Origin of the sequence: Flavobacterium resistens (genome assembly GCF_900182645.1) — a bacterium.
In the GTDB taxonomy this organism is placed as follows: domain Bacteria; phylum Bacteroidota; class Bacteroidia; order Flavobacteriales; family Flavobacteriaceae; genus Flavobacterium; species Flavobacterium resistens.
Map to the genome: position 1 here is coordinate 900,469 of NZ_FXTA01000002.1, position 15,032 is coordinate 915,500.

The following is a 15,032-nucleotide window of genomic DNA, read 5'->3' on the forward strand; positions in this document are numbered from 1 at the left end:
CAACAAAAAATGAATTTTATCTTTTTAATGAAAAATGACCTCTTAAAATAGGGTGCGTATCATCAATTTTTAAAGCATACCAATAATCTGATGCAGGAAGTTGTATTTTATTAAAAGTTCCATCCCAACTCATTCTTGAAGTACTTAATTGCGCTAATAGTTTTCCATAGCGATCAAAAATGGCGACTTGTGCCTGAGGATAATTCTCCATTCCTGTTACTTCCCAGACATCATTATAGCTATCGTTGTTTGGAGTAAAGAAAGCTGGAAAAACTAAAACCACAAAGTTTTTTGCAGTAGCACCACAACCACCTTTTTCTCTTACATAAGCAGTTTGCAATCCGCCTGGAACATCGAAAAAAATATTAGAATCTTGAAAATTTGAACCATCAACAGAATATTCAAAATAAGGCTGCTCTTTTTTAAGATAAATTATTGCTCTGGTTCCTTCAACATCAATACGATCTATTTGCGGAATTTCGTGTTCTTCAACTATAATTGTTTTGCGGCTTGTACAGTTTTGAGGAGCTGGACTTGTTACATCAACTGTATATGTACCACCAGTTCCTATCTCAATAGTTTGAGTTGTAGCTCCCGTTGACCACAAATATGTCATACCAGCTATTCCAGCATTAAGTATTTTCTTTTTAGATTGGCATAACACGACAGTTTCGTCCGTAACAGCCGGTGGTGTGTAAATAGTAATGTTTACAGGTGTACGATTGGTATTTAAACAACCACTATTTGATGCTTCGGCATAATAAATAGCCGATGTCGTAATTGTTGGTGTTGTAAAATTATTTCCTGTAAAAATGCTTGTTCCTCCTGTTGAAGAAGTATACCAATTAATAAGGCCAACATTAGTTGTTGCTTGAAGGTCGACACTTCCTGGCCCACAACGTGAAACATTTGATGAAGCCACAGTTGGTGTATTAGGGGTTTTATTCACTACAGCTGTAACTGATTTTCGGTTGGATTCACAACCAGCATCTACATAATAAGTTGTGGTGGTATTTATTACTGGTGTTGTATAAGAACTTCCGGTGGCAATTGCCGTTCCTCCAGTTGCCTGATTGTACCAGCTGATTGTCGCTCCAGCCGTAGCAGTTGCATTTATGGTAAAACTCCCCGAATCACAAATTGGATTTGGTGTCAATACATTTGCTTCAGGTATTGTAATTTTAGTACTTGCTGCAATTTCTAATGGCGATTCTCCTGCAGATCCGCCATATTCAACAACATACCCTTTAGGTTGATAAGCATCTCCGGGTGTTAATGATCCCGTATTTGATAAGTCATTCCATGAACCTCTTATGCCCACTCCCGGTTGTGTAATATGCGCATAATCTTCATCTCCTTGATTATTAGGCTCGCCATTGTTCCAGAAAGTATAAGTCATTAGAGTTCCGGCTTCAGGACCTGTTACCCATTTCCAAACTCCTTCGGTTTCTGCATCGCTACCGCCAATCCATCCCGTTCCTGATGCTTGTTCGCCAATTAGTTTAGCTTCATCTGCTGATAATATGGTAGCCAAATATCCTTTAAGCCCGTAATAAGTGCTTGCAGCAGCAGCATCTCGTGCGGAAGTCCAAGTAATGCCAGTACTTGGTACATATAAATAAAAATGCTGCGTTGATGGTAAATAATTGGCATTACCAATTGTTATTGAGAACGTTCTGGTTCCCGAAGCTGAAGTCGAAGGATTTGTGAAAACCACATCTTTTACTGCAGCAACTAAGTCGGAATATAAAACATCACCAACTGTTGAACTTGTTATGCTTAATTTTCCTGCTGTTGAATCCCAGCTTGTTATTACGTTTGGATGTGAAGCTGGATTTGAAAGGGCAAGCTGATCAAAGCCGCTTGAATAACCAGATGAAACCTGAATAAAAACGCCTTTAGTTCCTGTTTCTAAAGGGTCGTGTGTAATGGAGAAATCAGTTACAATTTTTATTGTATTTTGAGGACAATAAAGCTGATCTCCGGTTGCTTTAACAACAGGAGCAGTTGTCGTAACTTGAGCAAATCCAAAAGAACTGGACAGCAATAAAATAAATAAGATATATATATTAAGAGAAATATTTTTTTTCATTTTATAAAAGTATCACTTTTATAATAATAAAAAAAAATATTTCAATTTCTAACAATTAAAGTCTAAAAATTAGGTAATAATCACAATTTTTAAGTAAAAATATTCTTAATTGTTTGCTGGCCAATTCAGTTTTTGAAATAAATCCCAAACTACAATTCCGGCACTTACAGCAATATTTAAAGAATGTTTAGTTCCTAATTGCGGAATCTCAATACAGCCATCGCAAATAGCTACAGCTTCTTGCGCAACGCCATAAACTTCATTGCCAAAAACCAAAGCGTATTTTTGATTTTTTTCTGTTTTAAAATCCTGAAGAAAAATAGCACTTTCAACTTGTTCTATAGCTAGAGTTAGAACATTTTCTTTTTTAAGATTTTGTATAACTTCCAAAACATTTTCATGATGCTCCCAAGCTACGGTTTCTGTAGCACCAAGAGCAGTTTTGTGAATTTCTTTATTTGGTGGAGTAGCTGTAATACCGCATAAAATGATTTTTTCAATCAAAAAAGCATCGGCTGTTCTAAAAACAGAGCCAATATTATGTAAGCTGCGAATGTCATCCAAAACTAAAATTAAAGGTGTTTTGTCTGATTTTTTAAAATCTTCAATCGATTTGCGGTCCAATTCGCTATTTTCAAGTTTTCTCATTTTTGCTGTATTCTAATCATAAAAAAAGCTTCCAAAGATAAGGAAGCTTTTTCAATTATTTTATTTTGTTTTATTTTCAGATTAGCTTTTTACTGGATCTGGCAAAACTGTACCTTTAATTGTAAGTACTTTTGTTGGCTGTCCTTCAGCGTTAGAAGTAACAGTTACAGTTTTTGTAAATTGTCCAACTCTGTCAGTAGCATATTTTACACCAATAATTCCTTTAGCACCTGGTGCGATTGGCTCTTTTGGCGTAGTAGGAACAGTACATCCGCAAGAACCTTGCGTGTTTGTAATGATCAATGGCTTTGTTCCGTTGTTAACAAAAACGAATTCACGTTTCCCGTCAGCATTGTGAGCAATTGTTCCATAGTCAATAGTTTCTGTTTCAAAAAGCATTCCTGCTCCTTCTACTTTAGCAACTTTTGCAGTTCCTTTTTTAGCAGATTGCGCGTTAGAAGCCGTAACTCCAGCTACAGCAAGCATAACAAATAAAATTATTTTTTTCATTTTTATAGTCTTTGTTTAAATGATAGAACAAATCTATGTAAAATTCTTAAATGTCAACTTAAAAATCTCTTAAAATATTTTAATTTTTGAAGCCTTCGATATGCGGTTAAAAAATTATAAATTCGCTGTCTTAATTTTCATTTAAAAATATATCGATTTGGCAGCTAAAGAAAAAGTGGTGAAAGAAACACCTTTAATGAAACAGTACAACGAAATCAAGAGAAAATATCCTGATGCATGTCTGCTTTTCAGAGTAGGGGATTTTTATGAAACATTTGGAGAAGACGCCATTAGAGCTTCTAAAATTCTCGGAATAACATTGACTAAAAGAGGTGCAGGTTCAGATACTGAAACCGCTTTGGCAGGTTTTCCGCACCATTCTATTAATACGTATTTGCCAAAATTGGTTAAAGCGGGCCTTCGCGTAGCAATTTGCGATCAGCTTGAAGATCCAAAAATGACAAAAACTATCGTGAAAAGAGGTGTTACGGAGTTAGTAACTCCGGGAGTTTCTTTAAACGATGAGGTGTTGCAATCTAAATCGAACAACTTTTTAGCATCGGTTTATTTTGCTAATAAAAATATAGGAATTTCCTTTTTGGATGTTTCAACAGGAGAATTTTTGACGGCACAAGGAAATGCGGAATATATTGATAAGCTGTTGCAGAACTTTAATCCGAGTGAAGTTTTAGTTCCGAAGAATAACAAAGGTGATTTTAAAGCTGCTTTTGGAGAAGATTTTCATAGTTTTTACTTAGAAGATTGGATCTATAAAGAAGATTATGCTTTAGAAACGCTGACAAAACATTTTCAGACGAATTCTTTAAAAGGATTTGGAATCGAAGAATTAAAAGAAGGAATCATTGCTTCTGGAGCAATTTTGTATTATTTATCAGAGACACAGCATAATCGTGTTCAGCATATTACGGCAATTCAGCGAATTGCAGAAGATGCATATGTTTGGATGGATCGTTTTACGATTCGAAATTTAGAATTGTATCACAGCTACAATCCAAATGCCGTTACGCTTTTAGATGTAATAGACCGAACGCTTTCGCCAATGGGAGGGCGATTGTTAAAACGTTGGCTGGCTCTTCCTTTAAAAGATAGTAATAAAATAAAAGGACGTCATGATGTGGTTTCGTATTTAAAATCCAATTCGGAGGTTCTACATAACATTCAATATCAGATTAAGCAAATTTCAGATTTGGAGCGTTTGATTTCTAAAATTGCTGCAGGAAAAGTTTCGCCTCGTGAAATTGTTTATTTGAAAGAATCACTAGATGCTATTATTCCAATTAAAACGTTGGCGCTTGAAAGTCCGCAAGAAGCTGTAAAAGTTATTGGAGACAGTCTGCATGCATGTGATTTATTAAGAGAGAAAATAAAAGTAACCTTAAATCAAGATGCGCCAGTTGCCATTGCAAAAGGAAATGCTATTGCAAGCGGCATTAATGAAGAATTGGATGAACTTCGTGCAATATCAACTTCTGGAAAAGAATATTTGGAAGGAATTGAAAGAAGGGAATCAGAACGTACAGGAATTTCTTCTTTGAAAATATCTTTCAATAATGTTTTTGGATATTATATTGAAGTTCGAAATACACATAAAGATAAAGTGCCTGCAGAATGGATTCGTAAGCAAACATTGGTTAACGCAGAGCGCTATATTACAGAAGAATTAAAAGAGTACGAAACCAAGATTTTAGGAGCCGAAGAAAGAATTTATAAAATTGAAGCAGATCTTTTTGAACAATTAGTTGCCTGGATTGCGACTTATATCAAACCGGTTCAAATGAATGCTAATTTGGTTGCGCAACTAGATTGTTTGTGTTCGTTTACGCAATTGGCAATAGAAAATAAATATGTTTGCCCGGAAATTGATGACACATTTGAGTTAGAAATCAAAGAAGGAAGACATCCAGTAATTGAAAAACAATTGCCAGTTGGTACGCCGTATATTTCTAATGATGTTTATTTGGACAGGGAAACCCAGCAAATCATAATGATTACCGGTCCAAACATGTCAGGTAAGTCGGCTATTTTGAGACAAACAGCTTTAATTGTGTTATTGGCTCAAATGGGAAGTTTTGTTCCGGCAGACAGCGTTAGAATGGGAATTGTAGATAAGATTTTTACAAGGGTAGGGGCTTCTGATAATATTTCGATGGGCGAATCTACTTTTATGGTGGAAATGAATGAGACGGCTTCGATTTTGAATAATATTTCAGATAGAAGTTTGGTTCTGTTGGATGAAATTGGAAGAGGAACCAGTACTTATGACGGAATTTCGATTGCTTGGGCTATTGCTGAATTTTTGCACGAACATCCTTCAAAGGCTAAAACATTATTTGCAACGCATTATCATGAATTAAACGAAATGACAGAATCGCTTCCGAGAATTCAGAATTTTAATGTGGCCGTCAAAGAATTAAAAGATACTGTTCTTTTTGTTCGTAAACTAGTAAAAGGAGGAAGTGCTCATAGTTTTGGGATTCATGTTGCAAAAATGGCCGGAATGCCTCAGTTGGTAATTTCAAAAGCGCAAAAGCTTTTAAAGAAATTGGAAAAAAATCATTCCAGTGAAGCTTTAAACGGAATAAAATCAGCTAATGATGAAATGCAGATGAGTTTCTTTAATTTGGATGATCCTCTATTGGAAGAGATAAAAGAAGAAATTCTAGGTCTTGATATAAATGCTATAACGCCAGTCGAAGCACTGATGAAGCTGAATGAGATCAAAAGAATGTTAGTTAAAAAATAAAAATAAAAATTTTCAAGTTTAAAGTTTAGGTTATCAGAATGTTATAGAATAACTAAAATATTTTTTTAAAAAACGCTTGTGTAATTGAATAAATGTCCTAAATTTGCACTCGCAATACGAAACAAATCAAGTGTTGCAAGTTCTTTAAGAAAAATTTGAAATGCGAAAATAGCTCAGTTGGTAGAGCGCGACCTTGCCAAGGTCGAGGTCGCGGGTTCGAGCCCCGTTTTTCGCTCAAAACCATATAATGCTCGGATGGTGAAATTGGTAGACACGCTGGACTTAAAATCCAGTGAACAGCAATGTTCGTGCGGGTTCAAGTCCCGCTCTGAGTACTGAAGCCTCTTCTTTTGAAGAGGCTTTTTTTATTATGCAAAACTTCGTTTAAAAGAAATTGGCAAAGTAAATCTCTTTTAAAGCTCTGAGAATCTAAGAATTCCAAAATCAACAATCTAAAATCTAATATTTATAAATGGGTGCTTTTGTAATCAGCAGGCGATTTAATGATGAATATAAATTCACGTTTACCTCAAGGAAGGGAAAAGTGATTTTTACGAGTTTAAGTTATGAATTAAGATTTGAGTGTGAGGAGGATATTGAGAAATTTAAATCGTCTATTGATCTTGCTAGGTTTTTGAAATTTAAAGGATCAGGAGGGAAGTATTTCTTTAAATTGATGCTTGGGGAAGTTCATTTTGCTACAAGTCGTAAATATAGTACTGAGTTGCTTTTGCAGAAAGGTATTAGGGAGATTGTGACTTATGCTTCAAAATCGGAAATTTTGGATTTTTCGTCAAATGAATCGATTTTTGAAGATGAGGTTGTTGAGGAAGAGGAAATGGATTAGTGTAAAATAAAAAAAAAAGTGTTTGCGATCGCAAACACTTTTTTTGTGCTTTATGCAGAAGCTTAAATTTCTGCATAAAAAAAAACCATCGCTATGATGGTTTTAAAATTTTTAGAACTTAGGTTCTAATTATTTTTTTACTTCTTCTACTTTAGCAGCAGCAGAATCAACTTTAGCAGCAGCAGAATCAACAGTTGCAGCAGCAGAATCAACTACAGTAGCAGCAGAATCAACAGCAACAGCAGTAGAATCTACAGTTTCAGTAGCTGCAGCGTCAGCTTTTTTACAAGATACAACAGTTAATACAGCAACAACAGCTAAACTTAAAAATACTTTTTTCATCTTACTTTATTATAAAAGGTTAATTATTAATTCGTGGCAAAGATATAAATTTTTTAATATGTAAAATATTTTTTCACTTTTTTTTTAAAATATTTTCATCGCTCACGATTATTCTAGTTATCAAAAAACATGCCAAAATAGTAAAAAAATATTATATTATTGTATTTTTCGAAGAAATTATTTTTTGTTGCTGATTCGGCAATAAAAATAACGTTTGAGTTTGTATTACTAGTGGTTTGTTTTGTTTTTTGGGAAAAAGCATTTAATGTGTTGGGCTTAAAATAGGCTCTTTTAAAGCCTTTTTAAGATAATAACGTTGCTGAATAGGTTTTGAGGTCTTTTAGGTCGTTTCTGAAACTATTTTCATAATGCAATCAGTTGCGCCTTTATTGTCTTGAATGTAGGTTTTGCAAATTTTGCTTTTTTCTTCTAAATAGCTTTCGTCTGTAAGTAATCGATCAAAATGATTTTTTAATTGGTTGCCATCAGCAATAGAAATACAACCTCCAAGTTTTACCAATAAAACGGCTTCCGCGAAATTCGAATAATTTGGTCCAATTAAAATTGGAATTCCAAATGTAGCGGGTTCTAAGACATTATGTATTCCGGGATTTCCAAAACCGCCGCCAACATAAGCAATTGTTCCGTAGCTGTAAATTTTAGTCAGCAGTCCAATAGTATCTACAATAAAAACATTGTAATCTGATAAGTTACCAGCTTGGTCTTTTTCGGAAAATAATACAGTTGATTTTGTGATTTGAGATTTTAAGCTTGAAATCTGATCTTCTTTGATATTGTGAGGTGCAATAATGAATTTTACGTTTTCTGAAGCCTGATTGATATATTCAGCTAATAATGTTTCATCTTTTGGCCACGAACTTCCTATAACTATAATTGGTTGGTTATTTTTGAATTTTTCAATATAATCAACCGTATTGTCTCTTTCTAAGATGGCAGCAACACGATCAAAACGGGTGTCGCCTGATACGATTACATTTTGAAATCCAATAGCTTTGATTTTTTCTTTTGATTTTTCATTCTGAACAAAAAAATAGGTGAATGCTTTTAGCGCTTTTCGATAAAAACCTCCGTACCATTTAAAAAACATTTGATTATCTCTGAAAATACCAGAAATCAAATAGGTTGGGATTTTGTTTGTTTCTAATTCTTTTAAATAGTTAAGCCAAAACTCATATTTAATAAAAAACGCAAGTTCGGGATGTGCTAATTTTATGAATTTTTTTGCATTGCTTTTTGTATCTAATGGAAGGTAAATAGTGATGTCTGCTACTGTGTTATTTTTACGCACTTCGTATCCAGATGGTGAAAAAAAGGTTACAATAATTTTATGTGATGGATGTTTTTCTTTGATTTTTTCGATAACAGGCAGGCCTTGTTCATATTCGCCTAAAGAGGCGGAATGAAACCAAATTGTTTTGTCCTCAGGTTTGATTTTTTCTTTTAAAATGGAGAAAACATCTTTTCGGCCTTCTGTAAAAAGCTTAATTTTCGGACTAAAAAGTGCCACGATTTTCAGAAAAAACCCCGCAATAGAAACAACTAAATTATATAAAAAAAGCATCTGTTTATTTTTGTGGCTAAATTACATTTCTTTCGATTATTTTCATTGGTTTGCAGGTATTAAATAACTATTTTTGTTGCTCCTTTTAAAGATTATGTTTAAAAATCAGGTCTTTATTTTAAATGTTATTCAAAATGAAAAAAATACAAATGGTTGACTTAAAGAGTCAATATGAAAAAATAAAATCTACGGTTGACGCTTCAATTCAGGAAGTTTTAGATACTAATACTTATATAAACGGACCTTTGGTTCATCAGTTTCAAAAGAATCTTGAAGATTATTTAGGTGCAAAACATGTTATTCCGTGCGCAAACGGAACTGATGCTTTGCAAATAGCGATGATGGGGTTAGGTTTAAAACCTGGTGATGAGGTTATCACTGCCGATTTTACTTTTGCCGCAACTGTTGAGGTTATTGCTTTGTTGCAGTTAACTCCAGTTTTGGTTGATGTTGATATGGTAAATATGAACATTGATATTGATGCAATCAAAAAAGCGATTACACCAAAAACAAAAGCAATTGTTCCAGTACATTTATTTGGACGCGCAGCAAATATGGATGCAATTATGGAAATAGCTGCTGAACATAATTTATATGTAATTGAAGATAATGCACAAGCAATAGGAGCTGATTATATTTCTAAATCGGGTGCAAAAACTAAAGTTGGAGTTATCGGGCATGTGGCTGCAACTTCATTCTTTCCTTCTAAAAACTTAGGGTGTTATGGAGACGGAGGAGCAATTTTTACAAATGATGATGAATTGGCACACATTATCCGAGGAATTGTAAATCACGGAATGTATGAGCGTTATCATCATGATGTTGTGGGAGTGAATTCACGTTTAGACAGTATTCAGGCTGGAGTTTTGAATGCAAAATTGCCTTTGCTTGATGAATATAATAAAGCACGTCGTTTAGCAGCAACAAAATATAATGCTGCTTTTGCAGGAAACAAACATATTATTACGCCAGATTTTGACGCAAACGAAAATGATCACGTTTTTCATCAATATGTTTTAAGGATTATCGATGCAGATCGTAATGCTTTAATGCAGTATTTATTGGATAAGGGAATTCCTTGTGCAATTTATTATCCAATTCCGCTTCATTCTCAAAAAGCATATTTAGATCCTCGTTATAAAGAAGAACAATTTCCGGTAACAAATCAATTAGTAAAAGAGGTAATTGCTTTGCCAATGCATACAGAGCTTGATGATGAGCAGATTAAATTTATTACTGACAGCGTAATTGAATTCTTGAAATAAGAAATCAAAATTATAAGCCAAAAAACAACAAAAAACAACCAAATAATGAAAGTATTAGTAACAGGAGGTTTAGGATTTATAGGTTCTCACACCGTAGTCGAATTGCAAAATGAAGGCTTCGAAGTGGTGATAATTGATAATCTTTCAAATTCTTCAGAAGATGTTTTAAAAGGAATTGCAGCCATAACAGGCAAAACACCTTTATTCGAAAAATTAGATTTAAGAGAAAAAGCGTCTGTTCGGGATTTTTTTAAAAAACATAATGATGTTACAGGAGTGATTCATTTTGCAGCTTCAAAAGCAGTAGGGGAAAGCGTTGAACAGCCATTATTGTACTATGAAAACAATATTAGCAGTTTGATTTATCTTTTACAGGAATTGCAGCAAAAACCTGAGGCAAGTTTTATTTTCAGTTCTTCTTGTACGGTTTACGGTCAAGCCGAAAAAATGCCAATTACAGAAGATGCTCCAGTGCAAACTGCAATGTCGCCTTATGGAAATACTAAGCAAATTGGAGAAGAAATTATTACTGATACCGCTAAAGTAACAAATATCAGTGCTATTTTATTGCGTTATTTTAATCCGGTTGGAGCACACGAATCAGTAGAAATTGGAGAATTGCCATTAGGAGTTCCTCAAAATCTAGTTCCGTTTATTACGCAAACGGGAGTGGGACTTCGTCAGGAATTATCTGTTTTTGGAGATGATTATCCAACGCCAGACGGAACTGCAGTTCGTGATTATATTCACGTTGTAGATTTGGCAAAAGCACACGTAATTGCTTTACAGCGTTTATTGAACAAAAAGAATTTAGCAAAAGTTGAAACTTTTAATTTAGGAACAGGAAAAGGAAGTTCTGTACTTGAAGTAATTCATAGTTTTGAAAAGGTGAGTGACAAAAAATTGCCATACGTAATTAAGCCACGTCGTGAAGGTGATATTACTGAGGCTTATGCAAACACTGATAAGGCAAATAATGTCTTAGGATGGAAAGCTGAACTAAGTTTAGACGAAGCAATGGCGAGTGCATGGAAATGGGAACAAAAAGTGAGGAATAAATAATTCTTCACATTAAAATTATAAAATTTTAAGATCCCAAATTATAGCAATATAGTTTGGGATTTTTTTAGATGATATTATGAAGAAACAAAGTTTAGATTATAAATTGATTTTTGCTCTGGCAGCTGTTGGAATTATCTGGGGTACAACATTTTTAGGAATCAGGGTTGCGGTTGAAACGATCCCGCCTTGGTTTGTTACTTCAATTCGTCAAGGATTGGCGGGATTAATTATGATGACGATTTTGCTGTTCAAAAAAGAATTAAAATGGATTGGTTGGGGAAATTTCAAACAGCAACTTATTCCTTCGGTTTTGATGATTGTAATTGCAAATGGTTTTACCACAATTGCAGAAAAGACATTGCCAAGCGGATTGGCTTCTGTAATAAGTGCTTTATCTCCAATATTGATATTTCTTGGAAGCATTTTAGTTGGCTTGCAAAAAATGAGTTTTAAAGGTTTTGTTGGAGTATTAATTGGATTTTCGGGAGTTGTTTTTATATTCAAAGACGGGCTTGGATCATTTTTAGATGCTGATTACCGAACCGGAATGATGTTCATGGGGTTTGCAATTTTGGCTTGGGCTATTGGAACAATTTATACCAAAACACACGCCAATAAATCGAACAATATCGTGCTTAATTTATTTTATCAATTTACAACGGCGTCTTGTATTCAGTTGGTTTTGGCTTCCATTTTTTCACCAAATCCAGATTTCAGTTCGTGGACTTCCAGAAGTATTTTGGCGGCTTTGTATTTGTCAATTTTTGGATCAGTAATTGCTTTTTTTAGTTATAGTTATGCTTTAAAACATGTTACAGCGGTTCAGGTTTCTATTTTAGCTTATATAAATACGATAATTGCTGTTTTTTTAGGTTGGTTGCTTTTAGATGAAGTAATTACAATTGATTTTATTATTGCTACAGCATTGATTATACTTGGAGTTTTTATCGTAAATTATAAGAAGAAGGAAAAGAAAGTTGTATAAATTTGATTCATTTTATTTCGTAAATTTGTAAGAATTAAAAATGTAGGAATGATGGATTCGGATAAAGAAAATAAAAAGAAAGATAAGGTTGAAGAACCAAGAGTGGAATACGAAACGCAAAAACCGAAATTCAAAGGAATAGATGTAGAAACGTTTGATTTTGATGCCGAGTTTTCAAAAGGATTGACACTTGAGGAATTTAAAGCTGAAATGTCTAAGAGAATAAAAGCTTATCCTTGGAAAAAATAATTTTTAGTAAAGAAGTTTTAGACTATTTTGATAATTTGGTTTTTACTCTTTTTGAAAAGGATTATTTTGGTTTTCCTGAATCAGCAGAGAAGTATGTTAATAATATTTCCGAGTTTATTTTTTTCAGTATTTTTACTTTTTCACATAGGAAGACTCCAAAACCTCTTAAATACTTAGGTTCAGAATATATTTTTTATAAACCCAACGCCAGAACAACTTGGTATGTGTTTTTTGAAAAAAGAAATCAAAATTATTTGATTACCGGAATTCTAAATAATTACAGCGAAGAAGCAAAAGAGTTATAAAACAAAATCCTCATATACTTTGATAAGTTTATGAGGATTTGTATTTATACAGTAAATAATTGAAAACTGAGACTGCGACTGAAAACTAATTAAGCATTAGCCGTAGCAGCTTCTTTGTCAATTTTATTAATTAAGCCTGTTAAAACTTTTCCTGGACCAACTTCAGTAAACAAAGTAGCGCCATCAGCGATCATTTGCTGTACAGATTGCGTCCATTTTACAGGAGCAGTTAATTGGATGATTAAGTTCTTTTTAATTTCATTAGCATCAGAAACCGCATTTGCAGTTACGTTTTGATACACTGGGCAAATAGGAGTTGAGAAAGTTGTAGCTTCAATTGCTGCAGCTAATTCTTCTCTTGCCGGTTCCATCATTGGAGAGTGAAATGCACCTCCAACAGGTAAAATTAAAGCACGTTTTGCTCCGGCAGCTTTCATTGCCTCACAAGCTTTTTCAACAGCTGAAGTTTCACCAGAAATAACTAATTGTCCTGGGCAGTTGTAATTTGCTGCAACCACAACACCGTCGATAGAAGCACAAACTTCTTCTACAACATTATCAGCTAAACCTAAAACAGCAGCCATTGTAGATGGAGTGATTTCACATGCTTTTTGCATCGCCAAAGCACGCTGAGAAACTAATTTTAATCCATCTTCAAAAGATAAAGTTCCGTTAGCAACCAAAGCTGAAAATTCTCCTAAAGAATGTCCTGCAACCATTTCTGGCTTAAAATCTTCTCCTAAAGTTTTTGCTAAAATAACCGAGTGTAAAAATACAGCTGGCTGGGTAACTTTGGTTTCTTTTAGTTCTTCGGCAGTACCTTCAAACATAATATCTGTAATTCTAAAACCTAAAATTTCATTAGCTTTTTCGAATAATTCTTTGGCTAAAGCCGAGTTTTCATATAAGTCTTTGCCCATTCCTGTAAACTGTGCGCCCTGACCTGGAAATACGTATGCTTTCATTTGTCTAATTTGTTTTTTTATTTTTTTGGAATTGAAAATTAGTTTCAATTGAAAGGCAAAAATAACACTTTTTTATTTCGTATAATCCTTAAACATGTAAATCCATGCTAACCTAGAAAATCTTAGATTAAAAGAAGTGAGCAAAGTAATCACAACAGCAATAATCGGAATGATTCTTAAATCGAAATTTTTCTCAAAGAAAAACTGTGCAATACAATACGTTGCAATTCCCTGAGCGACTGTTAATCCGTAGTTTACGTACATAGCGCCAAAGAAATAACCAGGTTCTTTTTGGAACTTGTAATTACAATGACTGCAATATTCATTCATTTTTGGAAGACCAAAAGTCAAAAAAATACTTTTGTCTGTAAATACTTTTCCTTTGTGACAAATCGGACATTCGTTGCTTAAAATATGAGTTAATGCATTTGACATGACTTTGATGTTTTTTATTTATACAAAGGTAATTCAGAGTTGCATAAAAGTCTTTTTAGTATCTTCGCTACTTATAGCACAATAAAGACATTTTTATGAAGAAATACCCCGTTTATAGTGTTCAGAATTTTAGCTGTAACGATATTCATCGTGATTTTTATGTGAATACTTTTAAAGAACATTTAAAAAGTCACAGCTTTGTCGAAGAACCGCATCGTCATGATTCTTATTTAATGGTTTTTTTTACAAAAGGCTCAGGAAAACACGAAGTTGATTTTGATCAATTCGAAATAAAAAGAGGCAGTTTGTTTGTGCTACAACCTGGACAAATGCATCATTGGAGTTTATCTGAAGATATTGAAGGCTTTGTAATTATCTTTTCGCAGGAATTATATAATTTATATTTCGGACAAAAAAACATCAATGATTATAATTTTTATCATTCGATTCATAACCGGCCGGAAATGGTTTTTGAAGAAAAAGAAATCCCGAAGATCCTTCCATGTTTTGATTTGCTGATTCAGGAAAACAATCAAAATAATAAATATCAACTCGATAAAATGCTGAATTTATTAGATTCCATTCATATCGAAATTTCCAGAAAATACAGTGAAACCTATTCGCATCAAACGCATTCATACAACATTAAAATCAATAAGTTCGAATCGCTTTTAGAGGAATATTTCAGAACTGAAAAACTGCCCTCATTCTATGCGGAAAAACTAAATATCACACTAAAACATTTAAATAGAATCTGCAATGAAATCCTCCAAAAAACAGCCACAGAAGTGATCACGGACCGCGTAATCCTGGAAATAAAAAGAATGCTAATCGACAAACAATTAGCTGTAAACGAAGTAGCTTTCAAAGTTGGCTACGAAGATTATTCGTATTTCTCCAGATTCTTCAAAAAACAAACGGGAACATCACCAACAGAATTTCGAAATACAGTGCGATAATTAGTGTAATTCGTGGTAAACA

The 15,032-nt window shown here is 33.7% G+C and carries 15 protein-coding genes and 2 tRNA genes; 10 read left to right on the forward strand and 7 right to left on the reverse strand.

What is annotated here, in order from left to right; all coding sequences use genetic code 11:
* Positions 1-16 precede the first annotated feature (16 nt).
* The 3 genes from FN795_RS09945 to FN795_RS09955 form a co-directional block, all read right to left on the reverse strand.
* Entirely contained in the window at positions 17-2,092 is a 2,076-nt protein-coding gene (locus FN795_RS09945; RefSeq protein ID WP_142450455.1) for an Ig-like domain-containing protein, read from the reverse strand.
* Positions 2,093-2,197: 105 nt separating this feature from the next.
* On the reverse strand, positions 2,198-2,740 hold the full coding sequence (locus FN795_RS09950; RefSeq protein ID WP_142450456.1) for an RNA methyltransferase: 543 nt from the start codon (positions 2,738-2,740) through the stop codon (positions 2,198-2,200).
* 81 nt (positions 2,741-2,821) lie between these two features.
* Positions 2,822-3,250, reverse strand: coding sequence for a DUF1573 domain-containing protein (locus FN795_RS09955; RefSeq protein ID WP_142450457.1), 429 nt, complete (start codon positions 3,248-3,250; stop codon positions 2,822-2,824).
* Between the two features lie 157 nt (positions 3,251-3,407).
* On the opposite strand from FN795_RS09955, the gene mutS reads away from it, so the two are divergent.
* The 4 genes from mutS (at position 3,408) to FN795_RS09975 (ending at position 6,861) form a co-directional block, all read left to right on the forward strand.
* Positions 3,408-6,014, forward strand: coding sequence for a DNA mismatch repair protein MutS (mutS, locus tag FN795_RS09960; RefSeq protein ID WP_035651646.1), 2,607 nt, complete (start codon positions 3,408-3,410; stop codon positions 6,012-6,014).
* A 162-nt stretch (positions 6,015-6,176) separates the two neighbouring features.
* Positions 6,177-6,249: transfer RNA gene (locus FN795_RS09965), tRNA-Gly, on the forward strand.
* 14 nt (positions 6,250-6,263) lie between these two features.
* Positions 6,264-6,349: transfer RNA gene (locus FN795_RS09970), tRNA-Leu, on the forward strand.
* Between the two features lie 137 nt (positions 6,350-6,486).
* On the forward strand, positions 6,487-6,861 hold the full coding sequence (locus FN795_RS09975) for a DUF1508 domain-containing protein (RefSeq protein WP_142450458.1): 375 nt from the start codon (positions 6,487-6,489) through the stop codon (positions 6,859-6,861).
* A 129-nt stretch (positions 6,862-6,990) separates the two neighbouring features.
* On the opposite strand, the gene FN795_RS09980 is transcribed toward FN795_RS09975, so the two are convergent.
* Positions 6,991-7,203, reverse strand: coding sequence for a PG1828 family lipoprotein (locus FN795_RS09980; protein WP_035651649.1), 213 nt, complete (start codon positions 7,201-7,203; stop codon positions 6,991-6,993).
* Positions 7,204-7,543: 340 nt separating this feature from the next.
* Positions 7,544-8,785, reverse strand: coding sequence for a 3-deoxy-D-manno-octulosonic acid transferase (locus tag FN795_RS09985; protein WP_142450459.1), 1,242 nt, complete (start codon positions 8,783-8,785; stop codon positions 7,544-7,546).
* A 134-nt stretch (positions 8,786-8,919) separates the two neighbouring features.
* On the opposite strand from FN795_RS09985, the gene FN795_RS09990 reads away from it, so the two are divergent.
* The 5 genes from FN795_RS09990 (at position 8,920) to FN795_RS10010 (ending at position 12,651) form a co-directional block, all read left to right on the forward strand.
* Positions 8,920-10,050, forward strand: a complete 1,131-nt coding sequence (locus FN795_RS09990; protein ID WP_142450460.1) for a DegT/DnrJ/EryC1/StrS family aminotransferase — start codon at positions 8,920-8,922, stop codon at positions 10,048-10,050.
* A gap of 45 nt (positions 10,051-10,095) precedes the next feature.
* A complete protein-coding gene (gene galE, locus FN795_RS09995; RefSeq protein ID WP_142450461.1) occupies positions 10,096-11,112 on the forward strand; it encodes a UDP-glucose 4-epimerase GalE in 1,017 nt (338 codons plus the stop codon).
* 76 nt (positions 11,113-11,188) lie between these two features.
* Positions 11,189-12,097: a DMT family transporter gene (locus tag FN795_RS10000; protein WP_142450462.1), complete on the forward strand. Its 909-nt coding sequence runs from the start codon at positions 11,189-11,191 to the stop codon at positions 12,095-12,097.
* Between the two features lie 48 nt (positions 12,098-12,145).
* Complete coding sequence (locus FN795_RS10005; protein ID WP_142450463.1) at positions 12,146-12,346, forward strand: hypothetical protein; 201 nt, start codon at positions 12,146-12,148, stop codon at positions 12,344-12,346.
* The gene (locus FN795_RS10010; protein ID WP_142450464.1) at positions 12,334-12,651 is read left to right on the forward strand and encodes a hypothetical protein; all 318 of its coding nucleotides are present in this window, start codon (positions 12,334-12,336) and stop codon (positions 12,649-12,651) included. The genes FN795_RS10005 and FN795_RS10010 overlap by 13 nt, the downstream gene beginning before the upstream one ends.
* An 89-nt stretch (positions 12,652-12,740) precedes the next feature.
* Here the strand turns inward: FN795_RS10010 and fabD are convergent, their stop codons facing one another.
* Positions 12,741-13,616: an ACP S-malonyltransferase gene (gene fabD, locus FN795_RS10015; RefSeq protein ID WP_142450465.1), complete on the reverse strand. Its 876-nt coding sequence runs from the start codon at positions 13,614-13,616 to the stop codon at positions 12,741-12,743.
* A gap of 72 nt (positions 13,617-13,688) precedes the next feature.
* The gene (locus FN795_RS10020; RefSeq protein WP_035651659.1) at positions 13,689-14,051 is read right to left on the reverse strand and encodes a DUF983 domain-containing protein; all 363 of its coding nucleotides are present in this window, start codon (positions 14,049-14,051) and stop codon (positions 13,689-13,691) included.
* Between the two features lie 95 nt (positions 14,052-14,146).
* Between FN795_RS10020 and FN795_RS10025 the strand changes: the two genes are divergently transcribed.
* Positions 14,147-15,010, forward strand: a complete 864-nt coding sequence (locus tag FN795_RS10025; RefSeq protein WP_142450466.1) for a helix-turn-helix domain-containing protein — start codon at positions 14,147-14,149, stop codon at positions 15,008-15,010.
* Positions 15,011-15,032: the final 22 nt, after the last annotated feature.

Coding starts and splice junctions, on each gene's coding strand:
- FN795_RS09945 (WP_142450455.1), bottom strand. CDS start 2,092: ATGAAAAAAAATATTTCTCTTAATATATATATCTTATTTATTTTATTG.
- FN795_RS09950 (WP_142450456.1), bottom strand. CDS start 2,740: ATGAGAAAACTTGAAAATAGCGAATTGGACCGCAAATCGATTGAAGAT.
- FN795_RS09955 (WP_142450457.1), bottom strand. CDS start 3,250: ATGAAAAAAATAATTTTATTTGTTATGCTTGCTGTAGCTGGAGTTACG.
- FN795_RS09975 (WP_142450458.1), top strand. CDS start 6,487: ATGGGTGCTTTTGTAATCAGCAGGCGATTTAATGATGAATATAAATTC.
- FN795_RS09980 (WP_035651649.1), bottom strand. CDS start 7,203: ATGAAAAAAGTATTTTTAAGTTTAGCTGTTGTTGCTGTATTAACTGTT.
- FN795_RS09985 (WP_142450459.1), bottom strand. CDS start 8,785: ATGCTTTTTTTATATAATTTAGTTGTTTCTATTGCGGGGTTTTTTCTG.
- FN795_RS09990 (WP_142450460.1), top strand. CDS start 8,920: ATGAAAAAAATACAAATGGTTGACTTAAAGAGTCAATATGAAAAAATA.
- galE (WP_142450461.1), top strand. CDS start 10,096: ATGAAAGTATTAGTAACAGGAGGTTTAGGATTTATAGGTTCTCACACC.
- FN795_RS10000 (WP_142450462.1), top strand. CDS start 11,189: ATGAAGAAACAAAGTTTAGATTATAAATTGATTTTTGCTCTGGCAGCT.
- FN795_RS10005 (WP_142450463.1), top strand. CDS start 12,146: ATGATGGATTCGGATAAAGAAAATAAAAAGAAAGATAAGGTTGAAGAA.
- fabD (WP_142450465.1), bottom strand. CDS start 13,616: ATGAAAGCATACGTATTTCCAGGTCAGGGCGCACAGTTTACAGGAATG.
- FN795_RS10020 (WP_035651659.1), bottom strand. CDS start 14,051: ATGTCAAATGCATTAACTCATATTTTAAGCAACGAATGTCCGATTTGT.
- FN795_RS10025 (WP_142450466.1), top strand. CDS start 14,147: ATGAAGAAATACCCCGTTTATAGTGTTCAGAATTTTAGCTGTAACGAT.